We start from the raw sequence: 23,540 nt of genomic DNA on the forward strand, positions 1-23,540 counted from the left end.
TGCAGCAAACACGCATCTGCGGCGTGCATGAGTTTCAGGCCAGGGCGTGTGCGGCGCGCCAGCAGGCGACGCCGCTGTGCGCGCGGGCTTGGGAACGGTGTGTTCCCGCCGGGTGATCGGAAACGATCCCTCCGCCGCCGGCACCCATCTCGCAAATGCTTACTTGACCCGGCGCACCTTGGCCTGGGTGTTGTAGCCCTCGATCTGCATGTACCACACGCCGATCAGGCCGGGCTTGATCTTGGTCTTGGGCGAATCCTTGCGCACGCCGGGCAAGGTCACGCTGTCGGTCTGCTCCCACTCCTGCCCATTGGCGAGGGTGTAGGTGCGGCCCTTGGAGAAGCCCCTGAATTCACCGACCACGGTGCTTTCAATCGGGTCCTTGATACCGAAATCGGAGAAGCCGCGATTTTTCACGATCACTTCCTGGCGGCCGGCTTCCTTGGCTTGCTCCACCACCACCGCCGCTTCCTTGGCTACCTTGCCTTGCAGCCAGTCGTTGAGCGCGGCGAGTTCGCGGGCATCGAGCTTGTCCAGGCCGGCGGCCTTGAACTGTTCAGCGCTCATCTGCGACTGCAGGTCGCCCTGCACGGCGCGCTGCGCCAGGACTGGCGTGGCGTGTAAGGCGAGGGTCAGGCAAACCAGGAGGGGAACGCGGCGCGCGAACGACATGGAGGCAACCCGGAGAGAGAGGCGGCTAGTGTAGACGCTCGGCCGCGTGCCGCCAGCGGCTCATTCGGTGTCGCTGATTGCGGCCTCGGCGGCGACGGCGGCAGGACGCTCCGGCCGGCGATAGATGAAGTCCGGTGCCGGCGATGCGGCCTCGCGTTCGGCGGTGGCGCGGATCCCGGCATGGGCCGGGGAGCGTTCGCAGACCGGGTCCAGGGTGGCGGCATCGCCGGCCAGTGCCAGTGCCTGGCAGCGGCAACCGCCCCAGTCGATCTCCCGCTTCGGGCAACCCTGGCAGACCTCGGGCATCCACGCGGTGCCGCGAAACCGCGCAAACGCCTCGCCGTGATTCCAGATATCGGCCAGCGAGCGATCGCGCAGGTTGTCGAACTGCAGGCCGTCGATGGTTTCGGCCGCATGGCACGGCAGCACGTCGCCACGCGGCGAGATATTGACGAAGCGCTGCGCCCAGCCGCCCATGCAGGGCTTGGGCTGGCGCGCGTAGTAATCGGGGGTGACGAAGTCGATGGCCAGCTGGTCGCCAAGGCTGCGCCGCGCGGTCTCCACCGCCACGATGGTCGCGGCCAGCTGCTCGCGGCTCGGCATCAAGGCGGCACGGTTGCGCAGGCCCCAGCCGTAGTACTGCGTATGCGCCACTTCAATGCGCTCGGCGCCCCATTCCAGCGCCAGCGCGATCATGCCGGGCACGCGCTCGGCGTTGTGCCGGTGGATCACTGCGTTGAGCGTCAGTGGCAGGCCGCGCGCGCGCACCGCAGCGGCGAAGGCACGTTTCTTGGACAGGCTGTTGCGGTAGCCGGCAATGTGGTCGGCGCCGGCCGGGTCCACGTCCTGCACGCTGAGTTGCACATGTTCCAGGCCGGCGGCCTGCAATTGGTCGAGCATCGGCTCGCCGCCGGCCACGCCGGAGGTGATCAGGTTGCTGTACAGGCCCAGCGCGCGTGCATGCGCCACCAGTTCGGGCAGGTCCTTGCGCAGCATCGGCTCGCCGCCGGAAAAGTGCGCCTGCAGCACGCCCATCTCGGCGGCCTGTTCCAGCAGCGAGCGCCAGCCGGCGGTGTCCATTTCCTCGCGCAATGCCGCCAGCGCGATGGGATTGGAGCAATACGGGCAGGCGAGCGGGCAGCGATGCGTCAGCTCCAGCAGTACCGACAGCGGTGGCGGCACAGTGCTCATAACCGCAGCAAGCGCTTCTGGTGCAAGGTGGTGGTGAGTTCGATCACGTCGGTCTCGATCTCGCTCGCATCGGCATCGAATTCGGCGGCCAGCGTCTGCGCGATCTGCGCCAGCGACTGCGTCCCGTCGTAACGCTGGGCCACCACCAGTGCGATGTCATCCAGCTCCACCACGCGTTCGGGCGCCAGCAATACCCACTGGTCGCGCGCGCGGTCGTGCTGCAGGCGTACGCCGGCACGCAGCGCAGGGCAGCTGTCGCGGCTGATGGTGCTCACGCGGCGGCCCGCTTGCTGTCGCGCTCCGGCACGAACGCATCCGGCCAGACAACGCCGGGGCTGACGTAGGCCACGTGCAATGCGTCGAGTTGTGCCCACAGTACCGAGCATTTGAAATGCAGCGCGGCTTTCACCAGCTGCTGTTTTTCGATGGTGTCGGCGTGTTGCTTGACGTAGTCCAGCGCGAAATCCGAATCGCGCGGCGCTTCGGTCAGGCGGTGCTCGAAATACGCCAGTGCTTCCGGCGAGACAAAGTCGTAGTGCTGCAGCATGCCGGCCACGCGCTGGCCGATGATGTTGGGCGCAAACAATTCGGTGAGCGAAGAGGCGATCGCTTCCAGCAGGCTCTTTTCGCGCACGAAGTGCAGATAGGCCTGCACCGCGAAGCGCGTGCCCGGCAGCAGGGCACGGCCCGATTCGACCAGCTCGCGTGGCAGGCCCAGTGCGTCGGTTAGGTGCAGCCAACGCGCGATGCCGCCATCGCTGGGGCTGTTGCCATCGTGGTCGAGAATGCGCTGGCGCCAGATGCGGCGCAGTGCGGGGTCTTCCATCCGCGCCAGGATCGCCGCGTCTTTCAGCGGAATGCAGCGCTGGTATTCAAAACGATTCAACGCCCATGCCTGCACCTGGCCGCGATTGAGCTTGCCGTGGTGCAGCAGTGCATGGAAAGGATGCTGGTCGTGATACAGCCGCGCGCCGATCGCGCGCAGATCCGCTTCCAGCTGGTCGGGCGAGAGCAGGGCAGTCACAGGGAAATCTCCAGGCCGTCATGTGCCACGTCCCAGCCGGCTGCGCGCACTGCGGCGTGCTCCGGCGAGTGAGCGTCGAGGACGGGGTTGGTGGTGTTGATGTGGATAAGGACCTTGCGCGCCACCTGCAACTGCGCGAACGCGGCCAGGGTGCCGTCAGTTCCGTCGATGCTCATGTGGCCCATGCGCTGGCCAGTTTTCTGGCTCACGCCCAGTTGCACCATTTCGTCGTCGCGCCACAGCGTGCCGTCGAAGAACACCAGCTCGGCGCCATGCAGGCGCGCGCGCAGGTCATCGGTCATGGCCGCGCAGCCGGGAATGTAGTGCACGCGGTGGCGGCCATCGTCGATGGTCAGCCCAAGCGTCTCTTCGTTGGAGCCGGCCAGGTCGCCGCCGCTGCGCGATTCCATAAACAACGGCACCTTGCCGGGAACCGAGAACGGCGTCAGCTGCAGGTCGCACAGGGTCAGCGGGGTATTCAACGCGAACGGATGCCGGTCCACGTACTGCGGATTGAGCGCGTCGAAGATCGGGTTCTGCGCGAGCAGGTCAAGCACGCGGCTGCTGGCATGCAACGAAAAGCGTTGGCTTTCGCGCATCGAGAGCAGGCCGGCAATATGGTCGATCTCACCACTGGTCAGCAGCACCGATTCGATCGGTGAATGGCGCAGGCCGTGTTGCGGCCAAAGCGCGGGCGTGGCGAGAATCTGTTGGCGAAAATCGGGAGAGGCGTTGATCAGGACCCAGCGCTGGCCGTCGGCACTGACGGCGATACTGGCCTGGGTACGACGCTGGGCACCGTCCGCTTGCTGCCATGCCCGCTGACTCGCGGGTGTGTGGCAATTCCACTGCGGGTGCCCACCGCCGGCCGCCGATCCCAAAACGATGATGCGCATGGAGAACTGTTACCTGTCTGCCGGCAACAGCCGGTCATGCATCGAAAGGAGGGCGGCAGGGTCGCTCAGAACTCGCCGGAAACGTAGCAGTTGATCTCGGCGCCACAATTGACTTCACGTACAACAGGCTTCTTCCAGGTCTTCATCGGCTACCTCGCAGTTGGTTGGAGTAACGCCGGCGCAGATTGCGCCGCGACGACGTGCAGGGAGCATAGGCACGCGGTTTGGGCCAGTTGTAAAGAGCATGTAAAAAGCTTGGGCCACGTCGCGCTTTGCAACGGCTTGGCGCCGCGATGGTTTGCGAATCAAGGCATTGTCGGGTGAACCGTGCGTAAGCGCAGCGGGCACGCATGGGCGTGAGGGCGCACGAAACACGCGTTGTGGAGATGGTGACGCGCACGTTACCGTAGCTGTCAGCCCCCATGTCCCTGCCGCCTTTGTGTCCACCGTTGTGAACAGCTCCGCCCCCGACCGCCTGCATGCCGTGCTGCAGCGTCCCGCCCTCGCATCGATCGCGCCCGCCTTGCGCGATGCGTTGGCCCAGGCCTGGGCAGCGTCCGAAACGGCGCAGGCAGACATCGTGCCGTGGGCCTTGCTCACCGATACGCTGGACGCCCTGGCGCACCTGGCGGCCGACGAAGCGACCCTTGTGGCCGCGTTGTTGTTCGATATTCCGGCGCTACGCCCGGGTGTTGCCACGCTGCCATGGCAGCCGGCGGAACGGCGCGGCGTGGTGGAGGGGCTGCTGGATGGCCTGGATGCCGCCGACCAGGTCTGGGCGCTGCATGCCGGGCGCGAGGCGGGGCGTAACAGCGAGGGCCTGCGCCGCCTGCTGTTGTCCATCATCCACGACCTGCGCGTGGTGCCGATCCTGCTTGCCCGCCAGCTGGCGCGCATGCGCGTGGCCGACCGGCAGAGCGAGGAAGAACGCCGCGCGCTAGCCCAGCTCACCCGTGACATCCACGCACCGTTGGCCAACCGGCTGGGCATCTGGCAGGTCAAGTGGGAGCTGGAGGATCTGGCGTTCCGGCACCTGGAACCGGATACCTACCGGCGCATCGCCCGCGATGTGGACGAAACCCGGGTGGCGCGCGAGCGCTACATCGAGGCGGTCAAGCGCACGCTCTCGGCGGCGCTGGCACAGCAAGGCCTGCGCGCGGATGTCAGCGGGCGGCCGAAGCACATCTACAGCATCTGGCGGAAGATGCAGAAAAAGCGGCTCTCCTTCGACCAGCTCTACGATGTGCGCGCGGTGCGGGTGATGGTGGACGACGTGGCCGCCTGCTATGCCGCGCTGGGTGCGGTGCACGCGCTATGGGCGCCGGTGCCTAGCGAGTTCGACGACTACATCGCCCGGCCCAAGGCCAACGATTACCGCTCGCTGCATACCGCGGTGGTGGGCCCGGAGGGGCGCACCATCGAGATCCAGATCCGCACCCACGAGATGCACGCCCAGGCCGAACTCGGCGTGGCCGCGCACTGGAAGTACAAGGAAGGCGGCAAGGGCGCGGAAAAGGCGTTCGATCGCAAGATCCTGTGGATGCGGCAGTTGCTGGAGCAGGTGCAGGACGGCGAGCACGGCGAACTGGCTGGCGCGCTGGATGCGGAGCTGATCGAAGACCGCGTTTATGCGCTCACGCCCAAGGGCGAGGTGATCGACCTGCCGCAAGGGGCCACGCCGCTGGATTTCGCTTACCACGTGCACACGATGGTGGGGCACCGCTGCCGCGGCGCACGCGTGAACAACCGCATCGTGCCGCTGACCTACCGGCTGCGCAGCGGCGACCGCGTGGAAATCATGACCGCCAAGGAAGCCGACCCGCGCCGCGATTGGCTGTTGGCCTCCAACGGGTTCCTGGCCAGCGGGCGCTCGCGCGACAAGGTACGCGCCTGGTTTCACAAGCTCGACCGCGCCCGCAACGTGCAGGCCGGCAAGGACGTGCTCGATCGCGAGCTCAAGCGCTTGGGGCTGCAGCATGCCGACCTCAGCGTGGCCACGCGCAAGTTCCACGCCGACAGCATCGACGACCTGTACATCCAGGTGGCGCTGGGCGATACCGGGCCCAACCAGATCAGCCGCGCGTTGCTGGAAGCCGAGCGTGCGGCGTCGCAGCCGGCCGTCCCGGCGCCGCCGCGCCCGACCGCGCGCCGCGACGGGCTGGGCAAATCCAAATTTACCGTGCAGGGCGTGGGCAATCTGCTGGTGCAGCTGGCGCGCTGCTGCCATCCGGTGGCGGGCGAGCCGATTGCCGGGTATCTCACGCGTGGCCGCGGCATCACCGTGCATCGGGCCGACTGCGTGGCGCTGTCGCGTCTGGCTGCCGCGCATCCGCAGCGGGTGCTGCCGGTGGAGTGGGGCCAGGCCGGGAGCGGTTACGAGGTGGACGTGCAGGTGCGGGCGGTGGACCGGCGCTGGCTGCTCAAGGACATCACCAACCTGATCGCGCAGGAAGACGCGCATGTGCTGGAAATCAACAGCGATAACGTGCGCGACAGTGGCCGCGCGCAACTGCGGCTGCGCCTGAAAGTGAGCGATTACGAGCAGCTCTCGGCGCTGCTGGGCAAGCTGGACGCCTTGCCCGGGGTGAACGAGGTGCGCCGGCTGGGCTGAGCGCACGCAGTCTTCGCAGCCGGGCCGGCTACCATTGCGTGGTGAACGCGTCCCCGTCAGGTCGCGCCAAGGACGGACGCCACCGCATGTTCCCGCTTCCGCGCTGGGCCAGATCGCCGCGCCTCTGGGCGCCGCTGCGCAGCCGTGCGCTGTGGCGCGTGGTGCTGGTGCTCGCCGCGTGCCTGTTGCTGAGTGTCATCGTGTTCCGGCGCCCGCTGGCCGATCTGCTGTGGCCGGACAGCCGCATCCAGCAACTCCTGCAACGCGGCGACGCGGCGCTGGCACGTGGTCAATTGAGTGCTGCCGATGGCAGCGGGGCGCGCGAATTCTTTGCCGCGGCACTGGCACTGGACGGCGACCGTAGCGAAGCGCGGCAGGGCCTGGCCCGCACCGGTGCGGCCGCGGTGGTGCAGGCGCGTGCGGCACTGGCTGCGGGCGATGTGCCGGCGGCCCAGCGCGGGGTTGCGTTGGCTCGCGCGCTGGAAGTGCCGCAGGCGCAGATTGCGCCGGTCGAGCTGCGCCTGCGGCAACTGCAGGCGCGCCGGGCCGGCCTGGATGCGCTGGTGGCCCAGGCCGTCGCCGCGCAACAGCAGGGCCGCCTGGACGGCACGCCCGACACTGCACTGCCGTTGTATCAGCGGGTGCTCTCCCTGGCCCCGGACCGCACCGATGCCCTGGAAGGCCGCGAAGATGCGCTGACCGACCTGCTGGCACAGGCCCGCCACGCGCTGGCTCGCGATGCGCTCGCCGAGGCGGCCGCCTTGCTGGCCGCGGCCAAGCGCTACGACGCCGGGCATGCCGATGTTCCTTCGACCGAGGGCCAGTACCACCGGCTACTGGATCAGCGCCGGCAGCGCGCCGATACGCTATTGCGGCGCGGCCGGCTGGCGCCTGCGGTGCGCGACTTCACTGCCGTGCTGGCTGCCGAGCCGGGCGATGCGCAGGCGCAACGCGGCGTGGAGCGGGTTGCTGCCGAATATGCCGCGCAGGCCACCCGGCAGGCCGCGGATTTTCAGTTCGATGCGGCAACACAGTCGCTGCAGCAGGCGCGCGCGCTGGTTTCCTCCGGCCCATCCATCGCCGCAGCCGAGCAGGCGATCGCGCGTGCGCGCGATGCGCAGCGCGGGCCGGAATCCGGGTTGTCGCGGGGGGCGCGCGAACGCCGCCTGCGCAGCCTGCTGCAACGCGTCGCCGCAGCCGAAGCGCAACAGCAATGGATGACGCCGCCTGGCGCCAGCGCCTACGACGCCGTGCGCGCCGCACAAGCGCTGGCACCCCGCGACCCGCGCGTGCTGCAGGCCGCCGCACGCGTGGCGCCGGCCAGCCAGCGCTGTTTCGAGGACGAGTTACGCAACAACCGGCTACGCGCCGCGCGCGGCTGTCTGGATGCCTGGCAGGCCCTGATGCCCACCGGCGAGGCTCTGGCGAGCGCGCGCCGGCGTTTGGCGCAGCGCTGGGTGGCGGTGGGCAGCGAGCGGCTGGGCCAGGAAGACGCGGCCTTTGCGCGCCGCGCGCAGAACGAGGCCCGTCAGTTGGATCCCTCGTTGCCGGAGTTGGCGGACTTCAGCCGGCGCGTCAAAGCGGTGAGTGAAGAGCGCTGAGCGAATGATCGGTTGAGGCGGTGTCTGTGAGAGCCCATGCAGTACACCAAACGGCGCATGCACGCCCACCTCGCCTCACTCAGCGATAAACAAAGTCCGCACCGTCGCGCGTGCGGCATCCAGCGAAAAATGCTGCGCCACGTTGCGCAGGCCGTTGTCGGCCAGGCGTTGCCAGAGCGCGGCATCCTGATACAGGCGCACGATGGCGGCGGCGAACGCATCTGCTTCATCTGCCACGCACACATCCTCGCCGTCGTGCAGGTGCATGCCTTCCACTGCGCAGGTGGTGCCTACGACCGGCTGGCCGTGCGCCATGCTCAGGTTGATCTTGCCCTTGACGCCGGCACCGAAGCGCAGCGGCGCCACTGCAATACGCAGCGTGTCCATGTACGGCACCAGATCCGGCACGTGCCCATGCAGCTGCACGCCCGGCGTTTCATCGGCCAGTAACTGCAGCGCGGCGGGCACGTCGGCGCCGATGCAGTGGAACACCACGTCCGGCAACTGCGCGCGCACCAGCGGAAAAATCGCACTGATGAACCACTGCACCGCATCCACGTTCGGTGGATGCCGGAAGCCGCCGACAAACACCAGATCGCGCCGCTGCGCGAACGGCTGGCCGCTGCCGGCAACCTCGTGCAGGTTGGAGAGCAGGGCAGTGCGGATTTGCGGCGCATCCGCGTGCAGCTGCGCCTGCTCGGCCGCCGACACCAGCACCGTCACGTCGGTGGCCGCCATGATCTCCAGCTCGCGCAGGCGCGTACGTTCGGCGCTGCGCAGCAGGTTGGCGTCGCCGGCAAGCTCGGCGCCACGGCGCTCGCGCAGATAGTGCAGATCCACCGTATCGAACAAGGTGCGTGCCTGCGGCGCGTAACGCTTGAGCAGTGGCAGGCAGGCATGGGCGACGTGGTGGCGCACCAGCAGCACCGCGCTGAAACGTGGGCCATGCGTGCGCAGCCAGGTGCCGATGCCGTCCAGGAACGGCGCATACCAGACTTCCACGCCGAGTTGCTGCAAGGCCTGCGTGTGGCGGCCGGCATGCTCGCGACGGGTGGGCACGAACACCACGTGTGCGCCTTCGGCGCACAGCAGGCGGATCAGGTTGAACTGCCGCAACGAACCGGAGTCACGGTCCGGCTGCGGCACGCATTCGTCCAGGATGAGGACCTGGCGTTGCTGGCGGTGCAGGCTGGCGGGGTCGGGGACGCTGCCAACCGGCAACTGCGCCTGCAGCACCTGCTGCCATTTTTCGGCGAACACGCTGCGGTTGCGCACCTGATACGCCTTGACGCCGGTGCGGGTGTCGGTGCCGTTGCTGGTGCCTTCGTCATGCACCACCACGCTAGCCGGCTGCACCAGCACGCTGTGCCCTGCGGCACGTACCGCAAAGGCCAGGTCGGTGTCTTCGTAATACGCCGGCATGTAGCGCCGATCCAGCCCACCCAAGGTCTGCAGCAGCGCACGCGGCAGCGCGATCGCCGCGCCGGAGCAATAGTCCATCTGCCGCACGTAGGCGTAGCGCGGATCTTCGGCCGACTCAAAACGCCCGTAGCTCCAGGCGCTGCCATCGCCGAACACCACGCCGCCGGATTCCTGCAAGCGCCCATCCGGATACACCAGCTGTGCGCCTACCAGGCCGGCGGATGGATGCGCGGTAAAGGTGCCGATCAACCGGTCCAGCCAGCCCGGCTGCGGCACGGTGTCGTTGTTGAGCAGCACCACGTAGTCGCCGCGTGCCAGCCCAATGCCGTCGTTGCAGGCAGCGATGAAGCCGCCGTTGCGTGCGCGCTGGTGGTAGTGCAGGCCCTGTACGTGCGGCAGATTGGTAGCGGTGGCGTCGCTGCTGCCGTCGTCCACCACCACGATCTCGATGCCCAGCGCCGGTGGATGCGCGGCCAGTGCACGCAGGCAGGCGAGTGTGTGCGCGATCTGGTTGTACACCGGAATCACCACCGTCACCTGCGGCGTGGCGCTGTGCGGCACCGCAAATGCCGTAAATGGCGCAGCCTCGGGCAACCACAGCGGCGTGCCGAGCGCGACCGGCGGCGCCTGCGTGTGCACGCGGATGCGCTGCCAGGTGGCGCGCCATCCGCGGGTCCGCATGCTGGCGACGCTGCGGTGGATCAGGCCAAGCACGCGATTGAACAGATAGCGCGCATCGGCCAAGGACATCGACATTCCGTTGGAACTCCAGCTTAAGCCACAGGGTCCGGCACGCCGCAGCCACGACAGGGCTGCGCTAGACTCGCCGGACTCTACATTCTCGCATCCCTGTGCCCCGACGCTACGATCACGACGCTCCCGACGATTTCGAGGACGACTCCGCCGAACAAGGCTTCCGCTGGCAACGCAGGCTGATCGTCTGGAGCCTGGCGGCATTCGCGCTGGCGCTCGGTTTCCTGATCCCGTACACTATGTATCTGAACAAGCAGGTGACCCAGCGTTTCGGGGAACTGCGCTGGCAGATCCCCACGCGTGTGTACGGCCGGCCACTGGTGCTGGTGCCGGGCAAGGCGCTGGACGCAGCCACGCTGAAGACCGAGCTGGACGCGGCGTCCTACCGTGATGACGGGCTGGGCAAGCTGGCGGGCACCTATCAGCAGGACGGCAGCCGCTTCGTGATTGCCAGCCGTGGCTATATCGACGTGGACGGGCAGGTGCCGGCGCGTCGGATCGAGGTTGCGCTGTCCGCTGGACGGGTAGCCAGTGTGCGCGATGCGGCCGACCGCAAGGCGCTCAAGAGCGCGCGGCTGGATCCGGCACGCATTGCCACGCTGTATGGCCAGAAGCAGGAAGAGCGCCGCCTGGTGCGCATGGAAGAAGTGCCCGAGCTGCTGGTCACCGGCCTGCAGGCGGTGGAAGATCGCGATTTCAATAGCCACCACGGCATCGACCTGAGCGGCATGGTGCGCGCGGCCTGGATCATGGCGCGCTCCGGCGGCCAGGTGCGTCAGGGTGCCAGCACGCTGACCCAGCAGCTCGCGCGCAGCGGCCTGCTCGGCATCGGCAAGGAACAGACGGTCACCCGCAAGTTCAACGAGATTTTGTATGCGGTGATCATGGAGGCGCGCTACGACAAGCGCACCATCCTGGAGGCGTATCTCAACCAGGTGTACCTGGGCCAGCGCGGCGGGCAGGCCGTACATGGCGTGTCGTCCGGTGCGGAGCTGTGGTTCGGTCGCGAGCTCGGCTCGATGACCACCGAACAGGTCGCGCTGCTGATCGGCCTGGTCAAGGGGCCGTCGTATTACGACCCGCGACGCAGCCCCGCACGCGCGCTGGACCGGCGCAATTTCGTGCTGGGCAAACTGCGCGAGAACAATCTCATCGACGAGGCCGAGTACAAGCGCGCGCTGGCCGCGCCGCTCGGCGTGCCCAAAGAGCCGGGCCTGGTCGCCGCCAATCGCTTCCCGGCCTACGTGGACCTGGTGCGCCGGCAACTGGCGCATGACTACCCGGAAAGCGTGCTGCAAGGCGCTGGCATGAGCGTGCTCACCGGCATGTCGCCGTCTGCGCAGGCGTATGCCGAAGGTGCGGTGACCGGCACCATCAAGCGGCTGGACAACAAGAAGCGCCCGCCGTTGCAGGCCGGCCTGGTGCTGACCGACGTGCATAACGGCGATGTGCTGGCGGTGGTCGGCAGCCGCGACGTGGCCAAGCCCGGGTTCAACCGCGCCGTGGAAGCGCAGCGCCAGGTCGGCTCGCTGCTCAAGCCCTTCGTCTACTTGCTGGCACTGGCCTCGCCTGACCGTTGGGCGTTGTCCAGCTGGGTCGACGATTCCCCGGTGACCGTGCAGCTTGCGCGCGGCAAGACCTGGTCGCCCGGCAATTCGGACAACCGCAGCCATGGCACGGTGCGCCTGATCGATGCGCTGGCGCATTCGTACAACCAGGCCACGGTGCGGGTGGGCATGCAGGTGGGTCCGGAGCGCGTGGCGCAGCTGATCCAGGTGCTGGCCGGCATCAAGGCCGAGACCAATCCTTCGTTGATCCTGGGCGCTACCGACCAGAGCCCGTATGGCATGGCGCAGCTGTACCAGTTTCTGGCCGCCGGTGGCGAGATCCAGCCGCTACATGCGGTGCGCGGCGTGCTCGATCCGCAGGGCAAGTTGCTCAAGCGCTACGACAAGACCCCGGCGCCTGCGCAGGAAGGCGATTCGGTCGCCGCCAACCTGATCAGCATCGGTCTGCAGCAGGTGGTCAGCGGTGGTACCGCGCGCCAGTTGCTCGGCGATGGCCTGGGGCGGTTGTCGCCGGCCGGCAAGACCGGCACCTCCAACGATGGCCGCGACAGCTGGTATGCCGGCTATACCGGCGACCATCTGGCGGTGATCTGGATGGGCAACGACCAGAACGCCGAAACCGGTCTGTATGGTGCCACCGGCTCGATGCGGGTGTGGTCGAGCATCTTTGCGCGGCTGCCAAGCGCGCCGTTGAAGGTCAGCGGCAAGGGCCTGGATTGGCAGTGGGTGGACGCCAGCGGCACCGGCGTGACCGATGCGGGTTGCCCCGGTGCGCGCCAATTCCCGTTCGTGGTCGGCTTCACCCCCGCATACGCGTCGTGCGCCGGCAACGCACCGTCCATCGAAGAGGCGCCTGCCGACGGCAGCGCACCGGCCGAGCAATCCAGCGGCGGCGGCTGGCGCCGGTTCTTCGGTCTGGACAAGAAGACCGAAACGCCCGCGGCCGCACCTGCCTCGCCCCCACCTGCGCACTGACAGGAACGACTCATGATCCGATTGCACCGTTTGCTTGCCCTTGTTGGCGTCCTCGCCACCCTGACCGCCTGCATCAGCGCGCCGCCCGCGCCACCACCGGCGCCGGTGGACACCACCACCCCGGCGCAACGGCTGGCCTTGATCGAACGCGAAGCCGGCGTCGACGATACCGAGCTGTCGGTGCAGCCGCTGCGCGACCCGCAAGTGGACGATCTGCGCGAAACCGCCAAGGCCAAGCGCCAGATCGGCGACCTGGCCGCGGCGGCGGCGGCGCTCGATCAGGCACTGGGCCTGGTGTCCGGTGACCCGGCGATTCTGCAGGAGCGCGCCGAAGTGGCCGTGTTGCAGGGCGATTGGAATGCCTCCGAGCGCTTTGCCAAGCAGGCCATCGAACTGGGTTCCAAGACCGGCCCGCTGTGCCGCCGTCATTGGGCGACCATCGAACAGGCGCGCTTGGCGCGTGGCGAAAAAGAAAACGCGGCCTCGGCCAAGGCGCAGATCGTCGGGTGCACGGTGCCGGGCGTGAAGCGGTATTGATCGAGCTGCAGGGCGGGTAGCCGCCCTGGGAGTGGGGTGAGGCACGGCGCGCGCGGCCGCCTGCGACGCGTTGATGTGTGCGGGCGGTTAGGTGGCATGTGCGAAGCGCTGCTCGCAGCCTTGAGGATGCGCACAGTCAACGGCCTGCTGTTTGTCTCGTTCGCTCGTGGCTGCCTGGCAAGTCATGCCGATGGTCCGAAACCGTGCCGGTAGGCCGGAAGGTCCTGGAGACCACGGCGTGCCCCAAGGCGCGGCGTCTGCAGCCGGGTAGCGCATTCAAGCTCCAAGCCGGCCCGTGGCCGCCAACGATTAGCGCCTCACGTTGAGGCCGGCAGTCGCGTGGTGCCACGCCGCCCGCAACAGGCTCCGCGCCCAGGCCCGTCCTTCACGCTCATGCTCGTCCTTCAACAGTATCGCCTGGCGTGCGATCCGCCATGCCCCGCCAAGGCAGCGGCCGCGCGCACGCGTTAGGCTGTTGCGTTCCCCACGCTGTCGTCGTCCGTCATGTCCCAACTTGCCACTGCCAGCATCGAGGCGCTTAGCGAAGGCGGGGCGCTCGCGCGCCAGCTCGACGCGTTCGCGCCACGTGCCGCGCAGTTGCGCCTGACCGGCGCCATTGCCGAGGCCTTCGAACAGCGCGACGTGCTGCTGGCCGAGGCCGGTACCGGTACCGGCAAGACCTATGCGTATCTGGTGCCGGCGTTGTTGTCCGGGCTGAAGACCATCGTCTCCACCGGCACGCGCGCGCTGCAGGACCAACTGTTCCATCGCGATCTGCCGCGCGTGCGCGCCGCGCTTGGCATCGGTCTGCGCAGTGCGCTGCTCAAGGGACGCGCCAATTATCTGTGCAAATACCGCACCCAGCAGGCGCGTGGTGAACCCCGGTTTGCCAGCCCCGAGCAGGTCACCCAGTTCCAGCGCATCGTGGCCTGGAGTGGGCGCACCCAGTTCGGTGACATGGCCGAGCTGGATGCATTGCCGGACGACTCGCCGCTGCTGCCGATGGTCACCTCCACCGTCGACAACTGCCTGGGCACGGAATGCCCGTTCTATTCGGAATGTTTCGTGGTGCAGGCGCGGCAGCGTGCCCAGGCGGCCGATCTGGTGGTGGTCAACCACCATCTGCTGCTGGCCGATCTGGCGCTCAAGCAGGAGGGGTTTGGCGAAATCCTGCCGGGCGCGCAGGCCTTCGTGATCGACGAGGCGCATCAGCTGCCGGAACTGGCGGCCAATTTCTTTGGCGAGAGCTTCGGCATGCGGCCATGGCAGGAACTGGCTCGTGATTGCATGGTGGAGGCGCGGTTGGTGGCCGGCGCGCAGGCCAGCCTGCAGGCGCCGATCCTGGCGCTGGACGACGCCCTGCGCGGGCTACGCGCAGGCATGGAAGGCCTGCCGCCGCGCGGCACGCAATGGCGCGCGCTGGCCAAGCCGCAGGTGCGCGAGGGCTTCGATGCGGTGCTGTCCGCGCTGGCGCGGCTGGGCGAGGCGTTGCTGCCGTTGCGCGAGGCTTCGCCGGGGTTTGACGGCTGCACGGCGCGTGCGCAGGAGGCGCTCAATCGCCTGTCGCGCTGGCTGGGCGAAGACGTGCCGGTGCCGGATTTCGAACAGGACCTGCCGGAAACGGTGGACAACGACGTGCTGTGGTACGAGCTCAGCCCGCGCGGCTTTCGTTGCCAGCGCACGCCGCTGGATGTGTCCGGCCCGTTGCGCGAGCACCGCGAAAAATCGCAGGCGGCGTGGGTGTTTACCTCCGCCACGCTGGCGGTGGGCGGGGAGTTCGACCACATCGCCTTGCGGCTGGGCTTGAACGACCCGATCACCTTGCTGCAGCCCAGCCCGTTCGATTGGGCGCGCCAGGCGCTGTGTTATCTGCCGCCAAATCTACCGGACCCGGCCGCACGCGGTTTCGGCACGGCGCTGATCGCCGCACTGCATCCGGTGCTGGAAGCCTCCAATGGCCGCGCGTTTTTGCTGTTTGCCTCGCATCGCGCCCTGCGCGAAGCCGCCGAAGCCTTGCGCGATGGGCCGTGGCCGTTGTTCGTGCAGGGCGAGGCGCCACGCGCGACCTTGCTGCAGCGTTTCCGTACCTCGGGCAATGGCGTGCTGCTCGGTTCGGCCAGCTTCCGCGAGGGCGTGGACGTGGTTGGCGATGCGTTGAGCGTGGTGGTGATCGACAAGCTGCCGTTCGCCGCGCCTGACGACCCGGTGTTCGAGGCACGCCTGGATGCGATCCGCCGCGACGGCGGCAATCCCTTCCGCGATGAACAATTGCCGCAGGCGGTGATCGCGCTCAAGCAGGGCGTGGGCCGGCTGATCCGCAGCGAAACCGATCGCGGCGTGCTGGTGTTATGCGACCCGCGGCTGTTGAACAAGGGCTACGGACGTACCTTCCTGAATTCGTTGCCGCCATTTTCGCGCACCCGCGAGATCGATGATGTGCGTGCGTTTTTCGGTGCGGAGCCCGAGGCTGGGCAGGCCGGATCAGAGATTGCGACGTTGCTGCCCGACTGAGCAGCTGTCAGGCGCGATTGCGTCGCTGCGCGCGGATGGATTCGCTGCGAAGACTGCTGCAGGTACGCATGCCGAACTGTGGCAAAGGCGCTGCCGACAGCGGCACTGCCGCACGGTCGCCGCTGATGCAAATCTTAGAGCAGCTATCAAAACGACTGCGCAGCCGGCAGGCGGGCGCGGCCGGTGCTCGGAATCGGCATGTACCCCCGTACACTCCGGTTCCTCCGCGCCGTCCGCACCCACCTGACGGCTGCTCGCTGCGTTTTGTTAGCCGCTCTTAGTCAGTGCTGCTGCGAGCCTCCCGTCACCGCAGCACGTGGCGTCATCCATCGACACAGACGCCCCGCCGCATGCCGCCAACCCGCTACGACCCGGCTTACGCCACGACTCGGGCGCCCCAGGTCGATCAGTTAAACTTTGCGTCTCTCCGGGCCCCGATTCCCGGTCCCTGATTCACGGTTCTCGCCCATGAAGCTCCTCGCATTCGAAACCTCCACCGAAGCCTGCTCCGTCGCGCTGCATGTCGATGGAGCCGTACGTGAGCGCTTCGAACTTGCGCCACGCCGGCACGCGGAGCTGGCGCTGCCCTGGGCCGAGCAGCTGCTTGCCGAAGCCGGCATCAGCCGCCGCCAGCTGGATGCGATTGCAGTGGGCCGCGGGCCCGGTGCCTTCACCGGCGTGCGCCTGGCGATCGGCATCGCGCAGGGCATTGCCCTGGCATTGGATCTGCCGGTGCTCGCCATCTCCACCCTGCAGGTCTTGGCGCTGCGCGCACCGGCCGAGGCCGCCCATGTGCTGGCCTGCATCGATGCGCGGATGGGCGAGGTGTATGCCGGGCTGTTCGAGCGTCAGGGCGAGGCGATGCTGATGCTCGGGTCCGAAGTGGTCTGCGCGCCGGAAGCCGTGCTGCTGCCGCAGAGCGCGCCGCAGTGGGCCGGTGTCGGCACCGGCCTGGCTGCCGGCGAGATGCCGCTGCAGCAGCGCTTCGCCGGCCGGCTGTCCAGCGTGGATGCGGCTGCGCTGCCACATGCCGCGGACCTGCTGGCCTTGGCGCTGCCTGCAGCGCTGCGCGGCGAGGGCGTGGCACCGGAGCGGGTGGAGCCGGCCTATCTGCGTGACAACGTCGCGCTCACCCTGGTCGAACAGCAGGCCGCACGCGCAGCGAAGGCGGCGGCGGTCCCGCGTTGATGGACAGCGCAACGGCACAGGCGCGTTTCCGTGGTTGCCTGCTGGGGCTGGCGGTGGGCGATGCACTCGGCACCACGCTGGAATTCTGCGCGCCCGGCAGCTTCACCCCGATCACTGACATGCACGGTGGCGGGCCGTTCGCCTTGCGCGCCGGGCAATGGACCGACGACACCTCCATGGCGCTGTGCCTGGCGCACAGCCTGCTGTATCGGCAGGGCTTCGACGCCGCCGATCAGATGAACCGCTATTGCAACTGGTACCAGCACGGTTATCTCAGCAGCACCGGCACCTGTTTCGATATCGGCGGCACCGTCCGCCAGGCGCTGGAGCGCTATCTGGATGGCGGCCCGGCTTTCAGCGGCAGCGACGACCCGCGCTCGGCGGGCAACGGCTCGCTGATGCGTCTGGCCCCGGTGGCGATGTTTTACGCGCAGCGTCCCGAGCAACTGGGCGAGCGCGCCGCAGACAGCTCACGCACCACCCATGCCGCGCCAGAGGCGCTGGATGCGTGCCGCCTGTTTGCGTTCCAGCTGCGTGCGGCGCTGCTCGGCAGCGGCCGCGATGAGGTGTTGCGGCCAGCCGCGTTGCCGTCGCAATCGTTGGTGACGCCGGCAATTGGCGCGCTGTTGGTGCGCGTGCATGCATCCGTGGCACGTGCGCAGATCCGCGGCACGGGCTACGTCGTCGATGCGTTGTCGGCGGCGTTGTGGTGCTTCGCCACCACAGACACCTTTGCCGATGCAGTGCTTCGCGCGGCCAACCTCGGTGACGACGCCGACACCACCGCAGCGATCTGCGGGCAACTGGCCGGCGCGTTCTACGGTATCGACGGCATTCCGGCGGCCTGGCGTGAACGGCTGCAGGATGCCGCCGAGATCCTCGCGTTGGCCGATCGCCTCTACGAAGCAGCGCAGGCGATGTGATAGCGGTTGCGAAGCGCTGGTAAGCCAACGAGGCGATCGATCGCCCGGCGTGCTGCATCGTCGCCGTGTGCGTGTGCGTAGCGATTGATTGGGCGACCGATCGCCACACATCGAAGCGCGCTGTACTCCAGTGCGCAACGTGGGCGTTTCTCAAGACGCTATCGATTCACCAGCAGCACTTGCCCAGGCAGTGCCCATGCAGCCCCTCGCGGATGCACGCTCAGCGGTCGTCGTGCAATTCCCCGCCGGGCAGGAACAACCAGGTGCGGGTGACCTGCAGGATGTCGACATCGTCCTTGCTGCGCGGCAGCGGCGGAAACGGCTGCGCCAGCTGCACCACCCGCAAGGCGGCCGCATCCAGCACCGGGGTGCCGCTGGAGACCAGCACGCGGCTGCTTTCCACGCTGCCGTCGCGGCGCACGCCAACGCTGATCACCACCTTGCCGCCCAGCCGGCGGCGGCGCGCTTCGTCAGGGTAATTGAGGTTGCCGACCCGTTCGGCGCGGTCCACCCAGGCACGCAGATAGTTCGCGTAGGCGTACTCGCGGGTGCTGGCAGAGACGAATTTGCGGTTGGGGCGCTTGGCGTACTGCTCCGAGCGCAGATGCACCTCGGCCGCCAGCCGCGCCATCTCGGCATCGCGCTGCACGCGTTGCGCGTCGGCAGGCGAGAGCGGGTCGGTCTGCGGATTGGGTTGCGGGGTCGGCACGGCCTGTTCGCCGCGGCGGCTGGACACCACCCGCGTCTGCGTCGGCAAGGGCGCCTGCACGGTGGTGGCACGCTGCGCCTGAGGCGCCAGCCCGGTGCGGTCTTGCGGCACCACGCCCGGTTGGCTGTCGCGCGGGCGCTGCGCGGTGTCGTGGTTGCCGCCGCCCTGCTGGTTGGCCTGGGCCAGGAAGTCGGCCTGCTTGGGCGTCAGCGGGGTGCTGGTCTGGCTGAAGATCACATCCAGGGTCGGCACCAGCGGTGCGTCTTCGCTCACCGCAAAGCCCACGCACAGGATCAGCAGGCCATGCAGCAGCAGCGAGATCACCAGCGTCGCGGTCAGGCGCTGGCGTTCGTCCATCGGTGCAGGCAAGGCCGCGGCCGTGCTCATTGCGCGGTGCCGGCCTCGATCGCGTCGAACAGCAGCCCGGCAATATTGAGCCCGAACTGTGCATCCAGCTCACGCACGCAGGTGGGGCTGGTGACGTTGACTTCGGTGAGGTAGTCGCCGATCACGTCCAGGCCCACGAAGCGCATGCCGCGGCGTTTCATTTCCGGGCCCACCTGCGCGGCGATCCAACGGTCGCGCTCGGACAACGGGCGGCCTTCGCCACGGCCGCCAGCGGCCAGGTTGCCGCGGAACTCGTCGCCCTGCGGGATGCGTGCCAGGCAATAGTCCACCGGCTCACCGTCCACCAGCAGGATGCGCTTGTCGCCGGCAGTAATATCGGGGATGAAGCGCTGCGCCAGGGTCAGCTTGCGGCCGCCATCGGTCAGCGTTTCCAGGATCACGTTGAGATTGGGGTCGCCGGTGCCGCTGCGGAAGATCGAGCGCCCGCCCATGCCGTCCAGCGGCTTGAGCACCGCCTGGCCATGTGCGAGCACGAACGCCTTCAGCGCGGCCGCATCGCGGCTAACCAGGGTCGGCGGGCAGCACTGCGGGAACAGCAGCGCGGCCAGCTTCTCGTTGTAGTCGCGCAGGCCCTGCGGGTCGTTGACCACCTGGGCACCGGCGCGCTGCGCCACGGCCAGCACCTGGGTGTCGTAGATGAACTCGGCATCCACCGGCGGGTCCTTGCGCATCAGCACCACCTGGCCGGGACCGAACACCAGCTCGGCGAACGCGCCCAGGGTGAACCAGTTGGACGTGTCCTCGCGCACGCTCAGCGGCGCGACCTGCGCCACGGCGCGTCCTTCGTGCAGGCTGAGTCCGCCGGGGCGCACATAATGCAGGCGGTGATCACGGCGCTGGGCTTCCAGCAACATGGCGAAGGTGGTGTCTTTGGCGATCTTGATGGAGGCGATGGGATCCATCACCACAACGACGTCGAGCGACATGGGGCTAAACCTTTAGAACAAGCTGCCGATGGTAACTTCAAGCGGTGGGCGATGGCGCGCCCGGCGGGTTGCGAATGCGCGACTTCCCGGTCCAAGGGCGCCCTGCTGCGGTCGGAACGTCCGCCTGGCGGGGCCCCGGCAACGCACCCTTGACAGTCGATGCGGGTCTTGGGATATACATGCAGTTTCGTAGCGACGTCGGAAGGGATGAAGCGTCGCGCGCCCGGGGATATTTGCATGACTGAAAACATGGCTGCGGGTGGGGAACTCGCAGGACTGAAGGTGATGGTTATCGATGATTCGAAGACCATTCGCCGCACTGCCGAAACGCTGCTCAAGCGCGAAGGCTGTGAAGTGGTGACAGCGACGGACGGATTCGAGGCACTGGCCAAAATTGCGGACCAGCAACCTCAGATCATTTTCGTGGACATCATGATGCCGCGCCTGGATGGGTACCAGACGTGCGCGTTGATCAAGGGCAACCAGCTCTTCAAGTCGACGCCGGTGATCATGTTGTCGTCCAAGGATGGCCTGTTTGACAAGGCACGCGGCCGCATCGTCGGTTCCGAGCAATATCTGACCAAGCCATTCACCCGTGAAGAACTACTGAGCGCGATCCGTACGTACGTCAACGCCTGACCAGGGGGAAAGGCAACATGGCTCGAATCATATTGATCGAGGACTCGCCCACCGACCGGGCAGTCTTCAGTCAATGGCTGGAAAAAGCTGGCCATACGGTCGTCGCCACCGACAACGCCGAAGAGGGACTTGAGCTGATTCGCAGCCAGGCGCCCGATCTGGTGCTGATGGATGTGGTGCTGCCCGGCATGAGCGGCTTCCAAGCCACACGTGCACTTGCGCGCGATCAGGCAACCAAGGACATCCCCGTGCTGCTGGTCAGCACCAAGGGCATGGAAACCGACAAGGCCTGGGGATTGCGGCAGGGTGCAAGCGACTACATCGTCAAGCCGCCGCGCGAGGACGATCTGATCGCGCGCATCAAACAACTGGTGCGTTGATGCGTTCTCCATTCGACATTCTCGAAGACTACGAGCGCCGTAGCCTTGCGCATGCCACGCCGCTGCCGGAACGTCAGTTCTCGGCCGATATCTGGCGTGGCGTGGGGTATCGCGTCGGCACCCGCCGGCTGGTCTCGGACTTCCGCGAAGTCGCCGAAATCGTGCCGATGCCGCCGGTGACGCCGGTGCCGGGCGCGCAACCCTGGCTGCTGGGCGTGGGCAACCTGCGCGGCAACCTGTTCCCGGTGATCGATCTGAAGCAGTTCCTGGAGGGCCGGCGCACGGTGCTGCAGGAAGGCCAACGCGTGCTGATCATGCGTCAGAGCGGCGGCGACGTCGCGCTGACCATCGATGAGCTGTACGGCCAGCGCAGCTTCGAACAGGCGCAGGCGGTCGAACCGGGCGAGTTGGCGCAAGGCCGCTACGCCCACTTCATCGACCGTGCTTTCCGCAACGAGACGCAGGACTGGGGTGTGTTCTCCCTGGCGTTGCTGTCACGCACTCCTGAATTCCGGCAGGCCGCGGCCTAAGCCGCGACCCCGCCACGTCATACAGATCGAGGTCGAACCATGAGTACCGCCCCGGACGCCCGCAAGACCAACAAGCTCGGCAGCGTCAGCACCAGCTTCTGGCTTGGCCTGCTGGTGTTGTCGATGATCGTGTTCGGCGCCAATACCGGCGTCGCCACCTGGCAAGGCAGCCGCCTGGCCGGTGCCAGCACCGGCGCGGCCGACCTGCAGGTGCTCTCGCAACAGCTGGCCAACCAGGGCCGCGAAGCGGTCTCCGGTGACGCCAAGGCCTATGCCGCGTTCAAGGAGACCAAGGGCCGCATCGACAGCACGGTGAGCGAACTGGATGGCCGCTACGGCCAGGAAGGCTCGGTCTCTGGCGCAATGGCGCAACTCAAGTCGACCTGGGTGCCGCTGAGCAAGAACGCCGACCAGGTGATCGCCAGCGAACCTGCCGTGCTCGGCCTGGCCGGCAATGCCGACCGCTTCTCCGGCAGCGTGCCGCAGCTGCAGGCGCAGTTGAACGAAGTGGTGCGCGCAATGACCGTCAGCGGCGCGCCCGCGTCGCAGATCTACAACACGCTGCAGCAGGTCGTGGTCGCCGGCACCATGGCGCGCCGGGTGACCGAAATGCGCGCTGGTGGCGCCAATGCGGCGTCCTCGGGCGACGCGCTGGCACGCGACTCGGTGGTGTTCACGCAGATGCTCGAAGGCCTGCGCGCCGGTAACGACGAACTGGGCATTGCCGCGGTGCGTAACCCGGCCGCGCTGTCGGCACTGGAGCAGTCGCAGGCGCAGTGGACGACGATGAAGAAGGACGTCGACGCCATTCTGGCCAGCTCGCGCAATCTGTTCGCCGCGCAATCCTCGGCCGCGGCGCTGACCGCCGGCTCGAGCAAGATGCTCGACGACAGCAAGAAACTGTTCGATGCGTTCTCCGCGTTCGGTTCGGTGCGTGACACGCGCCTGTTCCCGAACTTCTGGCTGGGCGTGGTCTCCGGTTTGCTGGCGCTGCTGGCGATTATCGGATTCGTGTGGAGTACGGTGCGTGCGCGCTCGCGCGAGCAGGACGTGCGCTACCAGTCGCAGGTGGAATTCAACAGCCGTAACCAGCAGGCCATTATGCGGTTGCTGGACGAAATCAGCTCGCTCGGTGAGGGCGACCTGACCGTCAAGGCCTCGGTGACCGAGGACATGACCGGCGCCATCGCCGACGCAATCAACTATGCCGTGGACGAGTTGCGCCACCTGGTGACCACGATCAACGACACCTCCGCCAAGGTGGCCGTGTCGACCGAGGAAACCCAGGCCACTGCAATGCAGCTGGCCGATGCGGCCGGCCAGCAGGCCAACCAGATCACCACCGCTTCCGAGCGCATCAGCGAAATCGCCGCCAGTATTGAGCAGGTGTCGCGCAACTCCACCGAGTCGGCCGAAGTGGCGCAGCGCTCGGTGGTGATCGCCGCCGAGGGTGCCGGCGTGGTGCGCGAGACGATCCAGGGCATGGATCAGATCCGCGACCAGATCCAGGAAACCTCCAAGCGCATCAAACGCCTGGGCGAGTCTTCGCAGGAAATTGGCTCGATCGTGGAACTGATCAACGACATTTCCGAGCAGACCAACATCCTGGCGCTCAACGCCGCGGTGCAGGCCGCCTCGGCAGGCGAGGCCGGTCGCGGTTTCGCGGTCGTGGCCGACGAAGTGCAACGCCTGGCAGAACGCACCTCCAGTGCGACCCGACGCATCGAAGGCCTGGTCCAGACCATTCAGGCCGATACCAACGAGGCGGTCAGCTCGATGGAGCAGACCACCTCCGAAGTGGTGTCCGGTGCACGCCTGGCTGAAGACGCCGGCACCGCGCTGACCGAAATCGAGCGCGTGTCCAATGCACTGAACAACTTGATCAAGAACATCTCCATCGCCGCGCACCAGCAGTCCGCTGCGGCGGCGGACATCACACAGACCATGGGCGTGATCCGTCAGATCACCAGTCAGACCTCGCAGGGTGCAGGCAAGACGGCCGCGTCGATCGGCAATCTGGCCCAGCTGGCGGCCGATCTGCGCCGTTCGGTTGCCGACTTCAAGCTGCCGGCGTGA

The 23,540-nt window shown here is 67.5% G+C and carries 20 protein-coding genes and 1 other RNA gene; 12 read left to right on the forward strand and 9 right to left on the reverse strand.

From position 1 onward, the window contains the following. Nucleotides 1-159: 159 nt before the first annotated feature. From ACCQ09_RS05855 to pqqA, 6 genes are all read right to left on the reverse strand, one after another. A complete protein-coding gene (locus ACCQ09_RS05855) occupies nucleotides 160-672 on the reverse strand; it encodes a hypothetical protein (RefSeq protein ID WP_040940861.1) in 513 nt (170 codons plus the stop codon). Nucleotides 673-732: 60 nt separating this feature from the next. Beyond that, the gene (gene pqqE, locus ACCQ09_RS05860) at nucleotides 733-1,863 is read right to left on the reverse strand and encodes a pyrroloquinoline quinone biosynthesis protein PqqE (protein WP_040940862.1); all 1,131 of its coding nucleotides are present in this window, start codon (nucleotides 1,861-1,863) and stop codon (nucleotides 733-735) included. Next, nucleotides 1,860-2,138 (reverse strand): pyrroloquinoline quinone biosynthesis peptide chaperone PqqD, encoded by a 279-nt coding sequence (gene pqqD / locus ACCQ09_RS05865; protein WP_011038062.1) that lies wholly within the window; start codon nucleotides 2,136-2,138, stop codon nucleotides 1,860-1,862. Before pqqD ends, pqqE begins: the two co-directional genes overlap by 4 nt. Then, entirely contained in the window at nucleotides 2,135-2,887 is a 753-nt protein-coding gene (gene pqqC, locus ACCQ09_RS05870) for a pyrroloquinoline-quinone synthase PqqC (protein ID WP_011038061.1), read from the reverse strand. The genes pqqD and pqqC overlap by 4 nt, the downstream gene beginning before the upstream one ends. Next, nucleotides 2,884-3,783, reverse strand: a complete 900-nt coding sequence (pqqB, locus tag ACCQ09_RS05875) for a pyrroloquinoline quinone biosynthesis protein PqqB (RefSeq protein WP_011038060.1) — start codon at nucleotides 3,781-3,783, stop codon at nucleotides 2,884-2,886. The genes pqqC and pqqB overlap by 4 nt, the downstream gene beginning before the upstream one ends. Nucleotides 3,784-3,848: 65 nt before the next feature. Next, a complete protein-coding gene (gene pqqA / locus ACCQ09_RS05880; RefSeq protein WP_002812057.1) occupies nucleotides 3,849-3,929 on the reverse strand; it encodes a pyrroloquinoline quinone precursor peptide PqqA in 81 nt (26 codons plus the stop codon). 305 nt (nucleotides 3,930-4,234) lie between these two features. Here pqqA and ACCQ09_RS05885 point away from each other — a divergent pair, with 305 nt between their 5' ends. Together ACCQ09_RS05885 and ACCQ09_RS05890 are read left to right on the forward strand one after the other, a co-directional pair. Further along, nucleotides 4,235-6,394 carry a RelA/SpoT family protein gene (locus ACCQ09_RS05885; protein WP_040940863.1) on the forward strand — a complete coding sequence of 720 codons (2,160 nt, stop codon included), beginning with the start codon at nucleotides 4,235-4,237 and terminating at the stop codon, nucleotides 6,392-6,394. A gap of 86 nt (nucleotides 6,395-6,480) precedes the next feature. Next, on the forward strand, nucleotides 6,481-7,995 hold the full coding sequence (locus ACCQ09_RS05890) for a hypothetical protein (protein ID WP_040940864.1): 1,515 nt from the start codon (nucleotides 6,481-6,483) through the stop codon (nucleotides 7,993-7,995). Between the two features lie 75 nt (nucleotides 7,996-8,070). Here ACCQ09_RS05890 and ACCQ09_RS05895 read toward each other — a convergent pair whose 3' ends face one another. Continuing rightward, nucleotides 8,071-10,173 (reverse strand): glycosyltransferase, encoded by a 2,103-nt coding sequence (locus ACCQ09_RS05895; protein WP_040940865.1) that lies wholly within the window; start codon nucleotides 10,171-10,173, stop codon nucleotides 8,071-8,073. Nucleotides 10,174-10,268: 95 nt separating this feature from the next. Here ACCQ09_RS05895 and mrcB point away from each other — a divergent pair, with 95 nt between their 5' ends. The 6 genes from mrcB (at nucleotide 10,269) to ACCQ09_RS05925 (ending at nucleotide 17,872) form a co-directional block, all read left to right on the forward strand. Next, on the forward strand, nucleotides 10,269-12,713 hold the full coding sequence (gene mrcB, locus ACCQ09_RS05900; RefSeq protein ID WP_040940866.1) for a penicillin-binding protein 1B: 2,445 nt from the start codon (nucleotides 10,269-10,271) through the stop codon (nucleotides 12,711-12,713). A 12-nt stretch (nucleotides 12,714-12,725) separates the two neighbouring features. Continuing rightward, complete coding sequence (locus ACCQ09_RS05905) at nucleotides 12,726-13,250, forward strand: hypothetical protein (RefSeq protein WP_011038054.1); 525 nt, start codon at nucleotides 12,726-12,728, stop codon at nucleotides 13,248-13,250. A gap of 504 nt (nucleotides 13,251-13,754) precedes the next feature. Continuing rightward, the gene (gene yoaA, locus ACCQ09_RS05910; RefSeq protein WP_040940867.1) at nucleotides 13,755-15,761 is read left to right on the forward strand and encodes a DNA repair helicase YoaA; all 2,007 of its coding nucleotides are present in this window, start codon (nucleotides 13,755-13,757) and stop codon (nucleotides 15,759-15,761) included. A gap of 198 nt (nucleotides 15,762-15,959) precedes the next feature. After that, nucleotides 15,960-16,034, forward strand: a non-coding RNA gene (locus tag ACCQ09_RS05915) — sX9 sRNA. Between the two features lie 195 nt (nucleotides 16,035-16,229). Further along, nucleotides 16,230-16,949: a tRNA (adenosine(37)-N6)-threonylcarbamoyltransferase complex dimerization subunit type 1 TsaB gene (tsaB, locus tag ACCQ09_RS05920; protein ID WP_040940868.1), complete on the forward strand. Its 720-nt coding sequence runs from the start codon at nucleotides 16,230-16,232 to the stop codon at nucleotides 16,947-16,949. Beyond that, entirely contained in the window at nucleotides 16,949-17,872 is a 924-nt protein-coding gene (locus tag ACCQ09_RS05925) for an ADP-ribosylglycohydrolase family protein (protein ID WP_040940869.1), read from the forward strand. The genes tsaB and ACCQ09_RS05925 overlap by 1 nt, the downstream gene beginning before the upstream one ends. A gap of 220 nt (nucleotides 17,873-18,092) precedes the next feature. Here the strand turns inward: ACCQ09_RS05925 and ACCQ09_RS05930 are convergent, their stop codons facing one another. Continuing rightward, nucleotides 18,093-18,968, reverse strand: coding sequence for an energy transducer TonB family protein (locus ACCQ09_RS05930; protein ID WP_040940870.1), 876 nt, complete (start codon nucleotides 18,966-18,968; stop codon nucleotides 18,093-18,095). Further along, nucleotides 18,965-19,915: a glutathione synthase gene (gene gshB / locus ACCQ09_RS05935; protein WP_040940871.1), complete on the reverse strand. Its 951-nt coding sequence runs from the start codon at nucleotides 19,913-19,915 to the stop codon at nucleotides 18,965-18,967. The genes ACCQ09_RS05930 and gshB overlap by 4 nt, the downstream gene beginning before the upstream one ends. 237 nt (nucleotides 19,916-20,152) lie before the next feature. On the opposite strand from gshB, the gene pilG reads away from it, so the two are divergent. The 4 genes from pilG to ACCQ09_RS05955 are packed head-to-tail and all read left to right on the forward strand — an operon-like array spanning nucleotide 20,153 to nucleotide 23,540. Then, entirely contained in the window at nucleotides 20,153-20,554 is a 402-nt protein-coding gene (pilG, locus tag ACCQ09_RS05940; protein ID WP_011038048.1) for a twitching motility response regulator PilG, read from the forward strand. A 17-nt stretch (nucleotides 20,555-20,571) separates the two neighbouring features. Next, nucleotides 20,572-20,934, forward strand: coding sequence for a response regulator (locus tag ACCQ09_RS05945; protein WP_011038047.1), 363 nt, complete (start codon nucleotides 20,572-20,574; stop codon nucleotides 20,932-20,934). Continuing rightward, entirely contained in the window at nucleotides 20,934-21,464 is a 531-nt protein-coding gene (locus tag ACCQ09_RS05950; protein WP_014508568.1) for a chemotaxis protein CheW, read from the forward strand. Before ACCQ09_RS05945 ends, ACCQ09_RS05950 begins: the two co-directional genes overlap by 1 nt. Before the next feature lie 39 nt (nucleotides 21,465-21,503). Then, nucleotides 21,504-23,540, forward strand: a complete 2,037-nt coding sequence (locus ACCQ09_RS05955) for a methyl-accepting chemotaxis protein (RefSeq protein WP_011038045.1) — start codon at nucleotides 21,504-21,506, stop codon at nucleotides 23,538-23,540.

The organism is Xanthomonas sp. NCPPB 2586 (assembly GCF_041475775.2).
GTDB lineage: Bacteria > Pseudomonadota > Gammaproteobacteria > Xanthomonadales > Xanthomonadaceae > Xanthomonas > Xanthomonas campestris.